The sequence below is a fragment of the Pantoea sp. RCC30.1 genome (genome assembly GCF_058148845.1).
The window spans coordinates 20,127-39,155 of record NZ_JBXUHX010000022.1; the positions used below are offsets into that span (position 1 = coordinate 20,127).

Below are 19,029 nucleotides of genomic sequence, written 5' to 3' on the forward strand. Positions count from 1 at the left end.
GCAGGGATGCGGGATCCCTTTGCGATCAGGCAGGCTTTTCCTGCACGACGCACCGGCTCATCGGCTCCCCACCCCGCACCTGCAAATCCGCCCGATAAAACCGCACCACCTCACCCACCACCAGCAGCGACGGCGAAACCGGCTGATCCCGCGCTACCGTCTCAGCCAGCTCACCCAGTGTGGTAATCAGCACCCGCTGGTCCGGCCGGGTCCCCTTCTCAATAATCGCCACCGGCGTCTCCGGATCGCGCCCCTGCGCCTGCAACTGCGCACTGATCGACGCACTCCAGCTCAACCCCATATAAAACACCAGCGTCTGATTGACCGCCGACAACGCGGCTGCATCCAGCTGCGGCTCGCCACTCCGTCCATGCCCGGTAATCAAACGCAACGACTGCGCACAATCCCGATGCGTCAACGGAATCCCGCTGGCCGCCGCACAGCCCACCGCCGCCGTAATCCCTGGCACCACCTCACAGCGAATCCCGGCCTCCTGCAAACTCACCATCTCCTCACCACCGCGACCAAAAATAAACGGATCGCCGCCCTTCAGGCGGATCACATCGCGCCCGCTGCGCGCCAGATCCACCAGCAACTGATTAATCTGCGCCTGCTTCAACCCGTGCTGCCCCGGCTGCTTACCCATATCAATGCATAACGCACTCTCTGGTACCTCCGCCATCACGGCTTCACTCACCAGCCGGTCATACACCACCACCTCAGCCCGCTGCAGCAACCGCAACGCCTTCACCGTCAGCAACTCCACATCGCCAGGGCCTGCACCCACCAGCCACACCACACCCTGCGGCTTAGCCACACCGACCGGGGCCAGTAACTTATCCAGAGAATCAATTGCTCGCGTCATCATTCCTCCACAACCACATCGGATAGCAACAACTGCTTCAGCTCCGGAATACAGGAGCCGCACTGCGTGCCGCACTTCAGTTTCTCGCCCAGCGCCTGAGTGCTGCGACACCCCTGCGCCATCGCCTGCAAAATCGTCTGCTCGCCCACCGACATACAACTACAGATAATCCGGCCCGCCGCGCTGCGCTGCATCGCCTGACCCGCCAGTACGCTGTGCCGCCCGGCAGCCTCCTGCGGCGCATCCGCAAACGCCGCCGCGACAAACGCGCTATCCAGCGACGGCAACGTGCTGCCGGCATAAAACGCCAGCTGCAACTCACCGTCGCGCCATGCAAGCAACCGGTAATCACGGCCGCTGCCGATGGCGACCTGCACTTCACACCCTGACAAGTCAACCTGCTCTGCCAGCCACGCCTGCGGCGATCCCTCGCCCGCTACCGCATAACGCTGCACCGCCGGATAAGGTGCACGTGACCAGTAACGCAATCCCGTCAACTGTGCAATCTCACGCTGCCACAGCCAGCCCTGCCAGCTCACCGCCAGCGGCAGAATCCGCACCGGCGTCTGCTTCAACGCGGGCTGCCCCGAAAACGGACAGGCCTGGGCGGCGACCAGCATATCGACGTGACTCTGCTGACTGAACTGGCGGTTCCAGTGCATCGGCACAAACAGCTCGCCGCGCCGCATCCCGGAATCCGCCCGCACCCGGACGCTGATCCAGCCCTGCACCGACTGTACCCGCGCCAGACCGCCTGCCGTCACGCCATACCGTGCGGCGTCAGCAGGATGCAGCGCCACAAACGGCTCATCGCAATGTTGCATCAGACGCGGCACCAGCCCGGTGCGCGTCATGGTATGCCACTGATCGCGCACGCGGCCGCTATTCATCACCAGCGGATAGGCCGCATCATGCGGAGTTAACACGGGCGTAGCCGGGACAAGCAGCCGGGCCTTGCCGTCCTCGTGGAAAAAGCGGCGATCGCCAAACAACCGGGCACAGCCCTGCGGGAAATCACTGTTCACCGGCCACTGAACCGGACGCAGTGCGTCCCATTCCGACTGGTTTAACTGCGCCAGCCCGCTGATATCAAACGCCCGCTGGCCCTGGTTCTCAAAACCCGACAGCGCCGCGTGCTCGCGGAAAATCTCCGACGGATGCTGCCAGCTGAACCCCTCACGGAACCCTAATCGCTGCGCCACCTGCGCCAGCAGCCACCAGTCAGGCCGGGCATCTCCGGGGGCGGCGGTAAAGGCGCGCTGACGCGAAATACGCCGCTCTGAATTCGTCACGGTGCCATTCTTCTCGCCCCATCCCTGGGCGGGCAGCAGAATATCGGCAAAGGCGCTGGTATCGGTCTGCGCCATCACGTCTGACACAATCACCAGCGGGCAGGCCGCCAGCGCCTGCGCCACGCGATTGCCCTCCGGCATCGACACCGCCGGATTGGTGCCCATAATCCACACCGCTTTCACCTCGCCTTCCGCAATCGCCCTGAAGAGATCCAGCGCGGTCAAACCGGGCTGGCGGGCAATCGACGGGCTGCGCCAGAAACGCTGCACCCGATCGCAATCCGCTGCTGTAAAACCCATGTGCGCCGCCAGCTGATTCGCCAGACCACCCACCTCGCGTCCGCCCATCGCATTCGGCTGTCCGGTCAGCGAAAAAGGCCCGCAGCCCGCACGGCCTATTTTGCCTGTCAACAGATGCAGATTAAGAATCGCCTGGTTATTGTCACTGCCGGTGGCGGACTGATTAATTCCCATGCACCAGAGCGTCAGCACCCGATCGTGCTGGCTGACCAGCTGGAAAAAGTGTGTCACCTGCTGCACCGTTAAATCACAGGACGCTGCCACCCGCGCCACATCCCACTGCGCGGCGGCGGCCAGCGCCTCAGTCACGCCATTCAGGTGCGGCAGCATGCTGCTATCAAGGCCATCGTGCTGCGCCAGCCAGTGCAGCAGACCGGAAAACAACGCCGCATCGCTGCCGGGACACAGTGGCAGATGCAGATCGGCCTGATCACAGCTCGCCGTGCGGCGCGGATCCATCACCACAATGCGCATCGCCGGTCGTTGCAGCTTCGCCTGCATCAGCCGCTGCCAGACCACCGGATGCGCCCAGGCGGCGTTAGAGCCCACCAGCAACACCAGATCGGTCTGCTCCAGATCCTCATAACAACAGGGTACCGCGTCAGCCCCCAGTGCCCGCTTATAGCCAACCACTGCTGACGCCATGCAGAGACGCGAATTGGTATCGATATTGGCAACGCCGATATAGCCCTTCATCAGCTTATTGGCGACGTAGTAATCCTCGGTCAGCAACTGGCCGGAGCCATAAAACGCCACCGCCTGCGGACCATATTGATCGATCACCGCACGCAATCCCGCCGCTGCCGCATCCAGTGCCGTGTCGAGGCTGACCTGCTGACCGTTAACTTCGGCGGTCAGCAGACGCCCCTGCGGGGTCAGCGTCTCACCCAGCGCCGCACCCTTAACGCACAACCGGCCTGCATTGGCAGGATGCTGTGGATCGCCGACTACGATTGCCTGATGAGGTCCCTGCGGCGTGACGCAGACGCCACAGCCGACGCCGCAATAGGGACAGGTGCTATTCATGATGCCTGTGCCAGCTGATTAAGCGGACGGTTTGCCAGCCAGATCTGCCCCGCTTCCAGCTTCACCGGCCAGCAGCGCAGCTGATGCTGCGGATTATCCAGACTCTGCCCGTCACGCAGCCGTATCCGCTGCTTGTAGAGCGGAGAGATCACCACCGGCTCGCCGCCGACATCGCCCAGGATCCCGCGCGACAGCACGCTGGCGTCACTGCCAGGTTCGCGATCTTCCAGCGCAAAGAGCGCATCACCAAAGCGGAACAGTGCGACACGCTCACTGCCAAGTCGTGCGCCGATCCCCGCCTCTGGAGGAATCGCCTCCAGCGTGCAGATAGCACTCCATGGCTCGGCAGGCAGCTGCAGCAGCGGACGCACGGGCACGACTTCAGGCTGGCGCTGACCGCGAACGCGGCTATAGTGCAGCGATTCATCAGGCTGGTCGCTGTTGACCGTCGGCGTAAACAGCGCCCGGCGCGACGGGTCCGCCAGCGTGGTCTGCCACTCACACTGGTACGCGTCGACCACCCGCTGCATCTCCTGCTCCAGCGTCGCGCCCAGCCCGAGGCTATCCTCAATCACGACCTGCCGCAGGTAATCCAGACCGCCTTCCAGATTGTCCATCCAGACGCTGGTACGCTGCAGGCGATCGGCGGTGCGGATATAGAACATCAGCAGGCGATCGACATAACGCAGCAGCGTAGCGTCATCGAGATCGCTGGCGAACAGGTCAGCGTGACGCGGTTTCATACCGCCATTGCCGCAGACGTAGAGATTCCAGCCCTTTTCGGTGGCGATCACGCCGATATCTTTGCTCTGCGCTTCCGCACACTCGCGGGTACAGCCCGAAACGGCCATCTTGATCTTATGCGGCGCGCGCAGCCCCTTGTAGCGATTCTCCAGCGCAATGGCGAAGGCGGTCGAATCCTGCACGCCGTAGCGGCACCAGGTTGAACCGACACAGGATTTCACTGTGCGCAGCGACTTGCCGTAGGCGTGACCGGTTTCAAAACCGGCTGCGAGCAGCGTCTGCCAGATATCGGGCAGCTGATCGAGCCGCGCGCCAAACAGGTCGATACGCTGACCGCCGGTGATTTTGGTGTAGAGATCGTAACGCGCCGCCACCTCGCCAATGGCAATCAGCCCCTGCGGCGTAATTTCGCCCGCCGGGACGCGCGGCACGACCGAATAGGTGCCATCTTTCTGGATGTTGGCGAAGTAGCGGTCGTTGGTGTCCTGCAGCGGCAGATGCGCCGGTTTCATCAGATAGTCATTCCAGCAGGAGGCGAGCAGCGACGCCACCAGCGGCTTGCAGATCTCACAACCCTGCCCCCGTCCGTGCGCTGCCAGCAGCGCATCAAAAGTCCTGAACTCACCGGCCCGCACCAGGTGATAAAGCTCCTGGCGTGAATAGCTGAAATGGTCGCAGAGATCTTTTTTCACCTCAACGCCGAGATTTTCCAGCTGAAACTCCATCACCTGCTTCACCAGCGCCGCGCAGCCGCCGCAGCCGGTAGCCGCTTTGGTGCAGCGCTTAATGCTGCTCATCTCACCGCATCCGCCTTTCACCGCCGCGCAGATATCGCCTTTGCTGACGTTGTGACAGGAGCAGACCTGGGCGCTGTCCGGCAACGCCGCGACGCCTGGCGCTTTCGGCGCACCAGCGAGCGCAGGCAGAATCAGGCTTTCTGGTGCGGTGGGCAGCGGCAGATCGTTGAGCATCATCTGCAGCAGCGTGGCGTAGTCACTGCTGTCGCCGACCAGCACGCCGCCCAGCAGCCGTTTGCCCTCGGCAGAGACCACGATTTTCTTGTAGATACCTTTTGGCCCGTCGGTCCAGTGATAGTGCTGGCTGCCCGGTGTACGGCCATGCGCGTCACCAAACGAGGCCACCTCCACGCCCAACAGTTTCAGTTTGGTGCTCATGTCCGCGCCGCTGAAGGCGGCAGGTTCGGCCGCCAGATAGCCAGCCAGCACCCGCGCCATCTGATAACCCGGCGCGACAAGGCCAAAGATCTGGCCGTTCCACAGCGCGCATTCCCCAATGGCAAACACGTCGTCATCGCTGGTCTGGCAACGATCATTAATCTCAATGCCGCCGCGGGGTCCCAGCGTCAGGCCCGCCTCACGCGCCAGCTCATCGCGCGGCCGGATACCGGCGGAGAACAGCACCAGATCGCCAGGTAAACTGCTGCCGTCGGCAAAGCGCAGCACCACGCTGCCATCGGGCTGATGCTCAATCATTTCGGTCTGTTTCGAGATGTGAACCGTGACGCCCAGCGCATCGATCTTCTGACGCAGCATCAGCGCACCGCCCTCATCGAGCTGCACCGCCATCAGGCGCGGCGCGAACTCCACCACGTGCGTTTCGAGCCCGAGCTGCCGCAGCGCATTCGCCGCCTCCAGACCCAGCAGGCCGCCGCCAATCACAATGCCGCGCTGGCTATGGCGGGCGCAGGCGGCAATGGCATCAAGGTCATCCAGCGTGCGATAGACAAAGCAGCGTTCGCCGTCGTGGCCCGGCACCGGCGGCACAAAAGCGCGTGAGCCGGTCGCCAGCACCAGCTTATCCCACGCCAGTTCATTGCCCGCGCTGTCACGCAGGCTGCGCTGCTGGCGGTCGATCGCCACTACCGTACAACCGCTGCGCAGTTCGATACCGTGCAGGGCAAAGAAGTCTGCGCCGACCAGGGACAGATCGTCGGCCGTTTTGCCGTTGAAATAGTCCGACAGATGCACCCGATCGTAAGCCTGCTGGCGCTCCTCGCCGTAAACCACGATGTGATAGTGCTGATGCAGTTCACGGGTAACCAGCTGTTCAAGAAAGTGGTGACTGACCATGCCGTGACCAATCACGGCTAAAACCGGTTTACTCATCTCAGGACTCTCTGCAGCCTGTGGCTGCGGTTCAGGTTGATCGTGATCGAACAGGGCATCGAGCGTGACAGGTTCGGCGCGCTGCAGGCGTTCCAGCCACGCTGCGCCCTGCCGGGTGTCGCCAGAGAGCAGCACGCCACAGAGGCGGCCCTCACGGAGAAAAAGGCGGCGATAGTCGCCGGAGATCGGATCAAAACTGCTGATGGAGGGCGCCTCGCTGACGTCACCGGCGCTGAACAGCGAAATGCCGCTGACCTTAAGCCGCGTCGCCAGTGGCTGGCTGACAAAATCCGGCAGCGGCGATCCGCCCAGTTGCGCCGCCAGAATCTGTGCCTGCGTCAGACAGGGCGCGACCAGGCCAAAGGTTTCGCCTGCGATTTCGCAGCACTCACCCACGGCGTAAACCCCTGGAATGGCGCTGCGCAGCTGACCATCCACCAGAATGCCGCGCTGACACGGCAGACCCGCCGCCTGCGCCAGCGTCACCTCGGGCTTAACGCCGATGGCGATCACCACCTGGGTGGCGGCACAGTGGCGGCCGCTGGTCAGCGTCACGCCCGCCTCGTCAATCGCTACAAGTCCACTGTTCAGTTCGCAGCGGATGCCGCGCTGCGCTAATGCCGTCAGTAATAGCTCGCCCGCTTTTGCATCCAGCTGGCGATCCAGCAGCCAGGATTTGTGATGCACCAGCGTGACCTCACGGCCACGGGCGCGGAGTGCCGCCGCCGCTTCAATGCCGAGAAAGCCGCCGCCCAGTATCACCACCGGTCCCCTGCCCGCCAGCAGTCGCCGGACGTCAGCGATGCTGCGAAAAACCATCACACACTCCGCGTCGATGCCGGGAATCGCCGGCAGACGAGGCTGTGAACCGGTGGCGAACACCAGCCGATCCCAGCCGAGCTGACGCTGATCGGTCTGCACCGTGCGCGCGGCCAGATCGATCTGCAGCACAGTTTCACCGGTCAGCAGTGTGACGCCGTGCCGCTGATACCAGTCGCGATCGTGGATCAGTGTGTCAACAAAGGACTTTTCACCGGCCAGCACCGGCGACAGCAGCACGCGGTTGTAGTTGCCGTGCGGCTCGCGGCCAATGACCGTGATGGCGTAATGTTGCGGCGCATGTTGCAGCAGGCTCTCCACCATCTGCATTCCCGCCATGCCATTGCCTATCACCAGCAACCGTTGCCTCATGGTCTGCTCCTTATGCCGCCGTAGTCTGTTTTTCATAGAGAAAATGCAGCACTTTCTGGCGCAGCTGGTGGTAGCGGGGCTCATCCGCCAGCGCCACCCGCGAGCGCGGACGTGGCAGATCGACAGTGAGGATTTCGCCGACCTGCGCCGCCGGGCCGTTGGTCATCATCAGCACCCGGTCGGACAGCAGCACCGCTTCATCCACGTCATGGGTGATTAGGACGATGGTGGTGTTCAGCTCCTGCTGAATGCGCATTACGCTGTCCTGCAGATGGGCACGGGTTAACGCATCCAGCGCACCAAACGGCTCATCGAGCAGCAGCACGCGTGGCTTCATCGCCAGCGCCCGCGCAATGCCGACGCGCTGCTTCATGCCGCCGGAGATTTCGCCAGGCCGCTTGTGCATGGCGTGGCTCATCTGCACCCGATTAAGGTTGTGCTCGATCCAGTCATGCATCTCCGCTTTGCTGAAGCGCCCTTTAAATACCTGCTGCACCGCCAGTTCGACGTTCTGAAACGCCGTCAGCCACGGCAGCAGCGAATGGTTCTGAAACACCACCGCGCGCTCCGGGCCGGGTCCGGTGATTTCGCGGTTATCACACAGCAGCACGCCGCTGCTGGGACGGGTTAAGCCGGCAATCAGGTTCAGTAGCGTCGATTTGCCGCAGCCCGAGTGACCAATCAGGCTCAGGGTTTCCCCTTCGTGAATATCAAAGCTGACGTTGTCCAGTGCCAGGAACTCGCCGCTGGCAGTGTTGAAACGCTGGCTCACCTGCTGAACGCGAATAATGTGTTGCTCCATGATGTTCTCCTTATTTTTCCCAGCTGAAACGACGCCCCAGCAGCATCAGACCCTGCTCCAGCAGCAGCCCGACCACGCCGATAATCAGAATGGCGATCAGAATGTTTGCCACGTTGAGGTTGTTCCACTCATTCCAGATCCAGAAGCCGATCCCCAGCCCGCCGGTCAGCATTTCGGCGGCGACAATCACCAGCCACGCGATGCCGATAGAGAGACGAACCCCAGTGAGCACTGCAGGCAGCACGGCGGGCAGCAGAATCCGGCGCATCACCGTCCATTCGGAGAGCTGTAACACCCGCGCGACGTTGAGATAATCCTGCGGAATGCGCTGCACCCCTTCGGCGGTGTTGATGATCATCGGCCAGATGGAACAGATGAAAATGGTCCAGCTGGCGGCCGGCTCGGCGCGCTGAAACAGCAGCAGTCCAATCGGCAGCCAGGCCAGCGGGCTGACCGGACGCAGCAGGGCGATAATCGGATTGAACATCCGCGCCATAAAGGTGAAACGTCCCAGCAGAAAACCGGCTGGAATGCCCACCAGCGCGGCGAGGCCGAAGCCGATGGCGACGCGCTGCAGCGAAGCCAGCACATTCCAGCCGATGCCCTGATCGTTGGGGCCATTGCTGTAGAACGGGTCAGCGAACAGAACCTGCGCGGCCTGCCAGGTCGCGTAAGGCGAAGGAAACGAGGGCTCGGACAAAGCGGCGATCTGCCACACCAGCAACATCAGCAGCAGCCCGCCCGCCGCCGGAATGCAGCGCTGTAAAAACGGACGCAGCCGTGCCGGACGAGCGGCAGCTTTGGGGGTGACCTGTAACGGAATAACGGTGGCACTGCCGGGGGTTTGCACCGGCTGAGCCAGAGCGCGCGCGTCAGTTTTCATTACAACCTCTCTTAACGTTTGATAGCGAAACTGGCGGCGTAGGCGGCAGGATTGCTGCCATCCCAGACTTTGCCGTCGATCAGGGTGCTGCTGCGCGTCTCACTGGCGGGCAGTGCAATCTGCCCGACTGCGCTGGCGGCCTGTTTATAGATATCAATGCGGTTGATCTGGCGGGCCACGGCGAGGTAATCGGGATCGCTGACGAGCAGCCCCCAGCGTTTCATCTGCGTCAGGAACCACATGCCATCTGAGAGCCACGGAAAACTGACGTTGCCGTTGTCGAAGAAGCGCATCGGATGCGCGTCCTGCCATGACTGCCCCAGCCCGTTCTGATACTGACCGAGCATTCGCCCCTGAAGCGTCTCCACTCTGGTGTTGATCCAGGCGCGCCCGGCTAACACCTGCGCGGTTTCACGACGGTTATCGTCTGAGGCGTCGATCCAGCGCGCGGCCTCCAGCACGGCGGCGGTCAGCGCGCGGGCTGTGTTGGGATTTTCTTTCACCCACTGCGCGCGGGTGCCGAGCACTTTTTCCGGATGCTCCGGCCAAATCTGCTGACTGGTGGCGGCGGTAAAGCCGATGTTGTCGCTGATGGCACGCTGGTTCCACGGCTCACCGACGCAGTAGCCGCTCATATTGCCAATCTTCATGTTCATCACCATCTGCGGCGGCGGCACAACCACGGTGCGCACGTCGTTAAACGGATGAATACCGGCATTGGCCAGCCAGTAGTAGAGCCACATGGCGTGCGTACTGGTGGGAAAGGTATGAGCAAAAGTCAGGCTGCCTTTAGGGCGGCTATCAACGGCTTTTTTCAGGCTGGCCGCATCGGTGACGCCACTGGCTTTCAGCTGGTTCGACAGGGTGATGGCCTGGCCGTTGTGATTGAGCGTCATCAGGTTCGCCATGTCGTGCTGCGGTCCCGCCACGCCAAGCTGCAGCGCGTAGATCATGCCGTAGAGCACATGCGCCGCATCCAGTTCACCGGAGGTCAGCTTGTCACGCACCGCTGCCCAGCTCGCCTCTTTGCTGACCTGGAGTGTCAGGCCATGTTTCTTATCGAAGCCTTTTACCGACGCCATGACCACCGGCGCGCAGTCGGTAAGCGGAATAAAACCCACCCGCACCTGCGCCTTTTCTGGCGCATCAGAGCCTGCCGCCCAGACTGCATTTCGTAATCCCGGAATGATCCAGGCCGCACCCAGCGCAGCACCGGAGATCAGCGCCTGACGTCGTGTCAGTGAAAATGGCGTTTTGCTCATCATGTTGCCCCTGAACAGAAATAAAAAAAGGCGTCCTCCGACAAGCCGAAGCCTGCGGATGGACGCCTTTATCCAAAGCACTGACCCCACCGCCATTGGCGGGAGCAATGCGTACTCTCTGTAAGGTCAAAGCAAAGGATGTGCCAGATCGCCAAACCCGCGTGAATGCCAACTTGCAGCAATGCACTGGTGAAAAGTTAGCCGTTTTTGCACGTTTCTGACGCAGATCACGCACAACGGCTGTGCAGCTACCTCATCCGGGTTAGTTGTTCAGGGTCTTCGCCACCGCCAGCACCGCCTGCGCGATTTCCAGTACCCGCTTGTTCTGATTCATCGCACTTTTGCGCAGCGCCTGCCATGCGGCCTCTTCGGTGAAGCCCTGCTGCTGCATCAGCCAGTGTTTGGCCTGATCGATCACCCGTCGTTCGTCCAGTGAGGCGCGCATCGACGCCAGCTCATCCGCCTGCTGTTGCAGACGCTGCGACTGCTCACCAATCAGCGACAGTACCGAGCGGCCGAGCTTCGGGGCCAGGCCGTCACTGTTGAGCGCAGCCGCACCGGGCAGCCAGTCAGCCCCGGAGACGTAGAGTGAGAAGTTGCTGTCGCCCTGCAGGACCGGGAGTGCGGCCTGCTGCTGCGCCTGATCAATCGCCTCACGGCAGCGCTGCATCAGCGTGGCCGTCAGGGCATCCTCCAGCGTTTTCATCTGGTCCAGGCGCTCAGAGAGCAGGGAAAACCAGTACAGCGCGCCGGTCTCGTCATACTGGCCGCCAGTGCAGGCGATGCGCCGCAGACGTTCGATGTCCCGACCGGGCTGAGCCAGCGGTTGCCAGCAATCACAGGCAGCGCTGTCGGCAAACTCCCGGAAGGTGGTAAAGCTGTTCTCCTGGGCCGCGATCAGGGACACCATCTGGCTGCGCTGGTCTGACGTAAACTGCCCCGCCGCAAAGCCAGCGGAGCCGATGGCCCGCTCCTGTCCCGCCAGCTCTTTGCCCTGCATAAAGCTGAACAGGGCGATAAGCGCCCGGGAAATTCCGGGATAGCTGGCGGTGTCAGCCGCCTCAAACACCAGATTGAGTAAGGTACGAATGATCTGATTAAAGGCGGCCATCGCCGCAGCCTGATCCTGCTCACGCTGGCTGATTTGCTGACGCAGCGCGGGCAGTCCGTCCAGCGCCTGCAGGGCGGCAGCAATCAGGTTGCAGAAGCGGCTGTAGCCGGGCTGCGCCACGGCGGGCGGCAGCGCCCGATAAAAGTGCTGCAGGCCGTCGCTGACCTCCTGCTGGCGGGCGAGACGTTCGGCGCAAAATAGCGCGCCGTCCGAGCAGATCCACAGGTTGTTTGCGCCACGTTCCCGCTGCAGTCGATGAACAAGTTCACTAATGGCCGCGATCAGCTCGCCGGTCTCAAGCAGCCGTTGCAGACTGGCAATATCGCTGTCACGCGATGCCTGCAGCCATGTCAGGGCATCACTCATTGCTCACCTCTGTCCGGTTAAAAGCTTTCAGTAGCAAAAGGCGTGCCGCTTTCGGTAAAACGTGGATCAGAACAGGGCGTAAATTCTGATTTTGATAATATTCTTAACGCAAACCGATAAAATTTTTCGACAACAAGCCATTAGTAAATCTTAACAGTTTCCAATCGGATTAATTGCATGTCAGAATGCGCGGCACTGTTCTCAATCAGTTTGTCGCTGTGATAATTCAGTTCGCTTTAACTATCGCATCAGCTGGCGCTTTTCGGATACCGAAACCCGCCTGTAAAGCGCCTGCTATCACGCATCGGCAGTGGGTGCAATGGTTTGAATTCTCAAAAGTCTTAGGTAGACTGAATACGTTACTATCCTGATGTAAACTGACCTTTTTTTGAAAAACAGAATTTCGGCACGATGCGGCGCGATGAATAGCGCCTCCTGGCATCGGGCCCGGCAACATGCAGATACTTTGATGAGATCACGAGGAACATGGTGAAAAAGAGTCTTGCGTTAACACTGCTGGCGGTTCTTACCCTGGCAGGCTGTAAGGCCCCGCCGCCGCCCGTCACTGACGATACGCTGGTCACCAGCGAAATTAACGGCGTCAAACTGGTCCATCGACACGCTGTCGCGGCACCGACGGAATTTGAGCCGGTCAATCAGACCTGGCGCGCGCTCTATGGTGCCTCCGTCATGACCTCGCCGGATTACGGCGGCAAAGTGGTTCGCTATCTCGAAACGGGTAAACCGTTTGAAGTATTAGGTAATGTGGAACACAGCTGGCTGGCGATTGCTGACCAGGCTGACGGCCCGCTGATCGGTTATGTGCCGCTTAAAGCCGGTGTGGCGAGCGATCGTTACGATGCCACGGTGCAGAGCGATCGTCCCCGTCCCCGCAAAAGCAAACAGGTCTGCGTAGCCGTCGGCGGCGCCAGCAAAGCCTGTCGGACTAACGATACCGCGACCTGGATCTTAGACTGAATATGAAATCCGGCGCATATTGCCCGCAGCACCGTCCCGGGCTGCGGGTACAGGGATTGGCCATTGGCTGGAAGATCACTAATTAATGACTGTGGAATCCCCTGCGCGTGAGGCGACCCCCTCAGGCAATGAGAATCTATTACTTCAGGCTGCGGCGCCACTGCTGAACGCGGTGGTGCAAATTCGTCAGGCAGCCACTCACGACGATCCTGCGGGTCTGCGCCAGTCTCTGATCGATGAAATCCGTCAGTTTGAACAACGCTGTAAACAGTCAGGGCTGCCGTTTGAGATGATTATTGGCGCGCGTTACTGCATCTGCAGCGTGCTGGATGAAGCGGCGGCGCAGACCCCCTGGGGCACGCGTGGCGTCTGGTCTGGCAACGGCATGCTGGTGACTTTCCACAATGAAAGCTGGGGCGGCGAAAAATTCTTTCAGCTGCTGTCGCGCATTTCCCAAAGCCCGCAACAGCACCTCTGGCTGCTGGAAGTGGTGCAGTACTGCCTGCTGCTGGGCTTTGAGGGCCGCTATCGTGGCAGTGAAAATGGTCGCGTCCAGTGCGACGGTATCCGTAAACGCCTGAAAACCCTGATTGACGAAACGCGCGCTCAGCGTCAGATCCCACAACCGCCACTGGTTGAAGTGCATCCGCTGGTGAGCACCCTCGCCCGTCCGATGGTGCCGCTCTGGGCCTGTGCCATGCTGGTCGCCCTGATCGGCTGCCTGATCTACAGCGGCCTGAACTGGCGGCTCGGCAATGCTGCCGAACCGCTGCTGCGTACCATCTATCAGACGCCGCTGCCGCAGATTACCGCGGGCCGCCGTCCCTCTTCCCCGCAGGCGCTGCTCGATCTGCGTCAGCGCCTGAATGATGTCATCGCCGCCGGACAACTTGAAGTCAGCGATGGTGCCTTTGGCAGTAAAGTGATCATTCCGGCGGACAAACTGTTTGCCGAGCAAGGCACGGTGATCAATCCGGTGGGCCGTGCGCTGCTGGCCCGCGTCTCAACCGCCATGAAAGATGTTAAAGGCACCATTCTGGTCTCGGTGTTTACCGACGATCATCCGGTGGATAACAGCCGCTTTGCCTCCAGCTATGAATTTTCCTTTGCCCGCGCCCGTGCGATCACTCAGCTGTTACAGGTTCAGCTGAATGACGGTCATACGGTTCGCTCTGAAGGCCGTGGCGACAGCGATCCGCTGCTGCCCAACGACAGCAGCGAAAACCGGACCCGCAACCGCCGCGTTGAAATCACCCTGTTTGCCGCGCCTGAAACGCTCAGTAATCACCAAGGAGCACAATGATGCGCGCCTCCCTTCGCCTGCTGCTAACGCACCGCCTGCTGTGGAGTTTTATCGGCGTCACGGCATTGAGCTGTCTGGTCTGGATGCTGGGCCCGTTCTGGTCATGGGGCGAGTCACGCCCGCTGGAACCGGTTCTGCCTCGTCAGCTCACCGTGAGCGCCCTCTTTTTTCTCTGGATCCTGTTCCAGCTGATCCCGTCGCTTTATCGTGCCTGGTTTAACAGCCGCCTGCTGACCCAGCTCGAACTGGCGGGCCACGAGGATTCGGCGGAACGTCAGATGACAGAAGAACGGCTAAACCAGCGCTTCAGTGAAGCTGCAATGCAGCTGAAACGCACCCAGTTTGGCCGACGTCACAGTGGCAGCCTGCTCTCGCGCTTTAACGCAAATTATCTCTATCAGCTGCCCTGGTATCTGGTGATGGGTGCGCCCGGTGCCGGTAAAACTACCGCGCTGTTTAATGCGGGCCTTGAGTTTCCGCTGACCGATACGCTGGGAAAACAGGCGATTCGTGGCGTCGGTGGCACCCGCAACTGCGACTGGTGGTTCACTGACAGCGCGGTGCTAATCGATACCGCCGGACGCTATGCGCTGCAGGAGAGCCAGCGCGTGCGCGATGCCGCGGAGTGGCACAGCTTTATTAACCTGCTGAAACGCTATCGCACCCGCCAGCCGATCAACGGCGTGATTATGACGATCAGCGTTGCCGATCTGCTGAGTGATTCAGCCGAGGCGCGTTTCGCCCAGGCCAGCGCGCTGCGTGAGCGCATGGCGGAACTGCATCAGCAGACCGGCATTCACTTCCCGGTCTACGTGATGGTGACCAAAACCGATCTGCTGAAAGGCTTTATGAGCTACTTCGGCTCCATGGATAAAGCGCGGCGTGACGCCATCTGGGGCTTCACGTTTAACTGGGATCTGGGTAAGCCGCACAAAGATGACTGGCATCGCCATTTTGGCCAGCAATTTCAGCGGCTGGAAGAGAATCTCCAGCAGGACCTGGCCGAGCAGATGACCCTGGAGCGCGACCTGAACCAGCGTGCGGAATGTTTCCTCTTCCCGCAGGAGTTCGCCTCGCTGCGTCCGCTGCTGAATGAATATCTGGATATCGTCTTTTCTGACCATCAGGATGCGGTCGCCTGGAGCCCGCGCGGCCTGTTCTTCACCAGCGGTACTCAGGAAGGCCTGCCGTTTGATCGGGTGATGGGTGAACTGAGCCGCAAGCTGCAGCTGCGACAGGCGGGCGATCACTCGATTGCGGCCTGGGACAGCGTTAACCGCAACAGTCCGATTCCCGGCAACAAGGGCCAGAGCTTCTTTATCCGTGACCTGCTCAGCGATCTGATCTTCAAAGAGAGCGGTCTGGCGGGCAGTAATCGTCGCTGGGAGTACCGTAATCAGCTGTTCCACTGGATTGGCTACGGCGTGCTGGCCGGTGCGCTGCTGATCGCCTCCAGCCTGTGGGGCCTGAGTTACTACCAGAATCAACATTATCTGCAACAGGTTGCCTCGCGGGTACCCGCGATTCGTGAGCAGAGTCAGCAGGTGATTCATCAGCCTGCTGATAATATTTTTGATCTGCTACCCTTTCTGAATAACCTGGTGAAGCTGCCGCTGTCGGAACGTTTTTCTCTCGATAATCCGCCGCTTACTATGCGGGCTGGCTTATATCGCGGCAGTCAGGTCAGCGACGCCGCCTGGGTGCTTTATCAAAATGCGCTTAAGTCTTTGTTGCTGCCGCGCGTAGCGCAGCAGATCACTAACATCCTGCGCAACGATCCGGGGGATGATAACGCCTACAGCCGCAATGCGCTGCGCGCCTATCAGATGCTCTATCAACCGCGTAATTATGACGGCGAATTTTTACGGGCCTGGCTGCTGCAAAATTTACAGCGTTCTCTGCCGGATACGGTTAGTGCCCGCGATCTGCAGCAGCTCGACTGGCATCTAAGCCAGCTGCTGGACCAGCAGATTCAGTCGTCGCCTTATGCACGGGATAATGCACTGATGATGCGCAAGCTGGCGGATAATCTGAAAATTGCGGGTGAGGCGGGTTCTGTGCTGGCGGTAACGCCTCTGCACCCGGCCCCGCGGTCAAACTCGCATAGCGAGTAATGGTGAGGTGAACATGGCTGCTTACACGGCCCCCGGCTGGTATGGCAAGCTGCCGTCGACCGGTGACTTTCTGCACCATCGGCTGAGCGAGCAACAGATTAGCCCGTGGAATCACTGGTTCCAGCAGGGATTGATGCACTGGCATCAGCAGGCCTGGTCCTTCAGCGCGAATTTTCTTCACGCGCCGGTGTGGAATTTTGTCCTGCCGGTAACGGCGACCCGGCCACAAATACAAATGGGCTGTTTACTGCCCTCCTGCGATCGCGTCGGACGCGCCTGGCCGCTGCTGGCACTGCACAGCTTTCCGCTGGCGCAGTGGCATCCGGCCCAGCTGACTATTTCCGGCGACTGGTTTCAGGATCTGGGCGCAACGCTGTTACAGGCGGTTCAGACCCCGCTGAACGGTGAGCAGTTAGAGCAGCAGATTCAGGCATTGCCGCCGCTGCTGGTGCCCGCCCGCAAGCCCTCTGAAATTATGGATGTGCTCGGCTTTCAGGATTTGCCTTGTACGCTGAGCTGGCGTGAAGTGGCAGAACGTTTCGATCCGCAGCAGCATATGAGCTACTGGTGGAGTAACCGCAGCGATGGGTTTGTCCATGCGACTCACAAGCACAGCGGCAATCTCTCCGCCCAACTGTTTTCGTTACTGTTTAACCCGGCGGCAGGTTCACAGCCGGGACGTAATGGCCTCTATCCTCCGATGTTCGAGTGAGGCCGGATGCGTTTGCCGTTTAATCTGGGATAACTCATGCAATTTACCATTGTGCAAAGCACTACGGATGTTCCGGTCAAAAGCGTCGCGTTTCAATCGCCTGGCGGCACCATCGGCCGCAGTCAGGATAACGATCTGGTGCTGCCGGATGAGACACGGGCCATTTCGCGTCTGCAGGCGCTGGTTCATCTGTCTCATGACGGAGAGTGCCGTCTGACTAATCAGGGCAGCGTGACGCCGGTAGAACATAACGGCATTTCCCTGGGTCGCGGCATGCAGGTGCTGCTGAAGCATGGCGATGCATTACGCATCGGCAACTATGCGCTGGAGGTGCGTGACCCCGCCTGCCAGAACGCGCAGAACGATCCTCTCGCGCTGTTTGCGGGCAACAGTGCCGAGCCGGCGAATCCGCTGGGCATTCACGAACATCATGAGATTGATGACCGCCTGCTGGTCAATGAGGTCACCCCTTCCCGCCACGATCGCCACAACGATGCGCGGCTGGCGATTGATCCGCAGGCCAGTGAGCCGCGTCGGGCGCTGGTGTCACAGCCATTGGATCAGGATAGGCTCATTGCCGCCCTGCTGGACGGCATGGGGCTGAGCAACGGTCACGCCACGCCGGTTGACGAAGAGCAGATGCGCATTACCGGCCGGATGCTGAGCCTCTTCTCCCAGGGCACTGTCGCGCTGCTCTCGTCACGATCCATTCTCAAGCGTGGCGTAAAAGCGGACATGACGATGATCCTGAACGAGGCCAATAACCCGTTCAAGATCCTGCCCTCCGGCAAAACCGTGCTGATGCAGATGTACCAGAGCCAGATGCCCGGTTTTATGCCGCCGGAACAGGCGGTTCGCGATGCGCTGGTCGATCTGCAGGCCCACCAGTTGGGCATGATTGCCGGTATTCGCGCCATTATTGCGGCGATGCTGCAATCCTTTAATCCACAGCGGCTGGAAGAGCAGGCGCGCGCCGATGGTCTGATGTCAAAACTGCCCTTTTCCACCGCGAAGAAAGCGGCACTGTGGGACTACTTCATGCGTAATTACCAGCGTACCGCCGGAGAGATAGAAGACGATTTCCACACGCTGTTTGGCGAGGCCTTTCTGCACGCGTATGACATGGAGGTGAATCAGTATAAGGACTCTCAGACGCGGGTAGATGAAGCATGAAAATCGTTTTTGCCAGCCGCTGCCAGCAGGGGCTACGTGATGAGAATCAGGATCGCACCGGCGCGGAGCTGGACGAGCACAAAGCCTGTTTTGTGGTCTGCGATGGTGTGGCCGGTCTGCCCGGCGGCGAGATGGCGGCACAACTGGTGCGTGACACCCTGCTGAGCCAGATACAGGCACACGACGACTTCACGCCGGAAATGACCCGCCAGGCGATTGAGCAGTGCCGCCTGGCGCTGCAGGAGGCACAGGGTAATAATCCGAAATATTCACGCATGAGTACTACCCTGGCGGCCCTGTTTATTGACCGTCAGAAACAGCGTGCATGGTGGGCGCACGCGGGTGACAGCCGGGTTTACCACTTCCGCCGTGGCGCGCTTCATGAGGTCACCCGGGACCACAGTCTGGCCCAGCAACTGAAAGATGCAGGCTATGAAAATACCGGCATTAACAGTAATTTACTCTATAATGCGCTCGGCGCTGAACCCTCTCGTCTGGTGAGCTTTTCGCAGGAGATTGGGCTGGAAGACGGCGATGCTTTTCTGGTCTGCACCGATGGCTTCTGGCTGAATCTGACCAGTGATGAAATGGAACAGGCGCTGCGCATGGTGAATGCCTGCGAAGAGTGGCTGGCTCTGATGGAACAGGCGGTGAGCCGCAACGTGAAGAAAGATAATCTCAGCGCACTGGCGGTCTGGATTGGTGAGCCGGAGGAGGCAACACTGCTCTATTCACTGGCTGATTCGGCGCGCTTTCTGCCGCCTCGTTTTTGATTCCAAGG

General features: G+C 60.6%; 13 protein-coding genes. 6 read left to right on the top strand and 7 right to left on the bottom strand.

What is annotated here, in order from left to right; genetic code table 11:
• Positions 1 to 25: 25 nt before the first annotated feature.
• From cobA to AC2LB6_RS17740, 7 genes are all read right to left on the bottom strand, one after another.
• Positions 26 to 865, bottom strand: a complete 840-nt coding sequence (cobA, locus tag AC2LB6_RS17710; protein WP_490094511.1) for a uroporphyrinogen-III C-methyltransferase — start codon at positions 863 to 865, stop codon at positions 26 to 28.
• A complete protein-coding gene (locus AC2LB6_RS17715) occupies positions 865 to 3,483 on the bottom strand; it encodes a nitrate reductase (protein ID WP_490094479.1) in 2,619 nt (872 codons plus the stop codon). Before AC2LB6_RS17715 ends, cobA begins: the two co-directional genes overlap by 1 nt.
• Positions 3,480 to 7,544, bottom strand: coding sequence for a nitrite reductase large subunit NirB (gene nirB, locus AC2LB6_RS17720; RefSeq protein ID WP_490094480.1), 4,065 nt, complete (start codon positions 7,542 to 7,544; stop codon positions 3,480 to 3,482). The genes AC2LB6_RS17715 and nirB overlap by 4 nt, the downstream gene beginning before the upstream one ends.
• 10 nt (positions 7,545 to 7,554) lie before the next feature.
• Positions 7,555 to 8,346: an ABC transporter ATP-binding protein gene (locus AC2LB6_RS17725; protein ID WP_490094481.1), complete on the bottom strand. Its 792-nt coding sequence runs from the start codon at positions 8,344 to 8,346 to the stop codon at positions 7,555 to 7,557.
• A gap of 10 nt (positions 8,347 to 8,356) precedes the next feature.
• Positions 8,357 to 9,229, bottom strand: a complete 873-nt coding sequence (ntrB, locus tag AC2LB6_RS17730; RefSeq protein ID WP_490094482.1) for a nitrate ABC transporter permease — start codon at positions 9,227 to 9,229, stop codon at positions 8,357 to 8,359.
• 11 nt (positions 9,230 to 9,240) lie between these two features.
• Positions 9,241 to 10,491 (bottom strand): CmpA/NrtA family ABC transporter substrate-binding protein, encoded by a 1,251-nt coding sequence (locus AC2LB6_RS17735; protein WP_490094512.1) that lies wholly within the window; start codon positions 10,489 to 10,491, stop codon positions 9,241 to 9,243.
• A gap of 262 nt (positions 10,492 to 10,753) precedes the next feature.
• The gene (locus AC2LB6_RS17740; protein WP_490094483.1) at positions 10,754 to 11,968 is read right to left on the bottom strand and encodes a nitrate- and nitrite sensing domain-containing protein; all 1,215 of its coding nucleotides are present in this window, start codon (positions 11,966 to 11,968) and stop codon (positions 10,754 to 10,756) included.
• A 486-nt stretch (positions 11,969 to 12,454) separates the two neighbouring features.
• Here AC2LB6_RS17740 and AC2LB6_RS17745 point away from each other — a divergent pair, with 486 nt between their 5' ends.
• From AC2LB6_RS17745 to AC2LB6_RS17770, 6 genes are all read left to right on the top strand, one after another.
• The gene (locus tag AC2LB6_RS17745) at positions 12,455 to 12,946 is read left to right on the top strand and encodes an SH3 domain-containing protein (protein WP_490094484.1); all 492 of its coding nucleotides are present in this window, start codon (positions 12,455 to 12,457) and stop codon (positions 12,944 to 12,946) included.
• Positions 12,947 to 13,031: 85 nt separating this feature from the next.
• Complete coding sequence (icmH, locus tag AC2LB6_RS17750; RefSeq protein ID WP_490094485.1) at positions 13,032 to 14,249, top strand: type IVB secretion system protein IcmH/DotU; 1,218 nt, start codon at positions 13,032 to 13,034, stop codon at positions 14,247 to 14,249.
• Positions 14,249 to 16,363 carry a type VI secretion system membrane subunit TssM gene (gene tssM, locus AC2LB6_RS17755; RefSeq protein ID WP_490094513.1) on the top strand — a complete coding sequence of 705 codons (2,115 nt, stop codon included), beginning with the start codon at positions 14,249 to 14,251 and terminating at the stop codon, positions 16,361 to 16,363. The genes icmH and tssM overlap by 1 nt, the downstream gene beginning before the upstream one ends.
• A 13-nt stretch (positions 16,364 to 16,376) precedes the next feature.
• A complete protein-coding gene (gene tagF, locus AC2LB6_RS17760; RefSeq protein ID WP_490094486.1) occupies positions 16,377 to 17,075 on the top strand; it encodes a type VI secretion system-associated protein TagF in 699 nt (232 codons plus the stop codon).
• A 36-nt stretch (positions 17,076 to 17,111) separates the two neighbouring features.
• Positions 17,112 to 18,248 carry a type VI secretion system-associated FHA domain protein TagH gene (tagH, locus tag AC2LB6_RS17765; RefSeq protein ID WP_490094487.1) on the top strand — a complete coding sequence of 379 codons (1,137 nt, stop codon included), beginning with the start codon at positions 17,112 to 17,114 and terminating at the stop codon, positions 18,246 to 18,248.
• A complete protein-coding gene (locus AC2LB6_RS17770; RefSeq protein ID WP_490094488.1) occupies positions 18,245 to 19,021 on the top strand; it encodes a PP2C family protein-serine/threonine phosphatase in 777 nt (258 codons plus the stop codon). The genes tagH and AC2LB6_RS17770 overlap by 4 nt, the downstream gene beginning before the upstream one ends.
• Positions 19,022 to 19,029 lie beyond the last annotated feature (8 nt).